The 1,014-nt window shown below is 74.9% G+C and carries 1 protein-coding gene; it reads left to right on the forward strand.

Features of this window, described 5'->3' with window-relative positions; all coding sequences use genetic code 11:
• Nucleotides 1-1,014: beta-ketoacyl reductase (locus ABT095_RS38810; RefSeq protein WP_350534345.1), on the forward strand; the 1,014-nt coding region annotated here is incomplete at both ends.

Consider the following 1,014-nt stretch of genomic DNA (forward strand, 5'->3'; position numbering starts at 1 on the left):
GCGTGCGACGTGGCCGACCGGCAGGCGCTTGCCGCGTTGCTGGCTGAGATCGACCTGGCGGAGGAGCCGCTGCGCGCGGTGGTCCACGCCGCCGGAGTCGCGGGCTACGCCCCGCTGACCGAGCTGGACCCGGCCACCCTGGCAGCAGACCTCACCGCGAAGGTGTGCGGTGCGGCGCTGCTGGACGAGCTGCTGGGCGAGCGCGAGCTCGACGCCTTCGTGGTCTTCTCGTCCATCTCCGGAATCTGGGGCAGCAGCGGCCAGGCGGCGTACTCCGCCGGTAACGCCTTCGTGGACGCGCTGGTGGCTGCGCGGCGCGGGCGCGGGTTGGCCGGGCTGTCGGTGGCCTGGGGCCCGTGGGCCGAGACCGGCATGGCGGCCGGCGGCACGGCGGTCGAGGAGCTCGGCCGCCGTGGCCTCGGCGCCCTCGCGACGGCCGGTGCGCTGCTCGCGCTGGAGTCCGCGCTGCTGGGCGAGGACACCACCTCGGTCGTGGCAGACGTGGCCTGGCACCGCTTCGCGCCCGCCTTCACGGCGCTACGCGGCAACGAGTTCTTCGCCGAGCTGCCGGAGGCGCAGACCACCACCGAGGGCGGCGCCCAGGCTGCCACGCGCAGCGCGCTGGAGCAGCGCCTCACCGAGGCCGCCGAGGGCGACCGCGAGCGGCTGGTGCTCGACGCCGTCCGCGCCGAGGTGGCCGCCGTGCTCGGCTACCGCTCGGCCGAGGCCGTCGAACCGGGCCGTGCGTTCAAGGAGTTGGGCTTCGACTCGCTGACCGCCGTCGAGCTGCGCAACCGCCTGGCCGCGACCACCGGCCTGGCGCTGCCGTCCACGCTCATCTTCGACTTCCCCAACTCCCACGTGCTCGCTCAGCACCTGCTCGCCCAGTTCGCGGGCGTGACGGCCTCGGCCGGGGCGTCGGCGGTCTCTACTGGTGTGGTGGTGGACGAGCCGATCGCGATCGTGGGTATGGCGTGCCGGTTCCCGGGTGGGGTGCTGTCGCCGGAGGGGCTC

The organism is Kitasatospora sp. NPDC002227, assembly GCF_040296285.1.
GTDB lineage: Bacteria > Actinomycetota > Actinomycetes > Streptomycetales > Streptomycetaceae > Kitasatospora.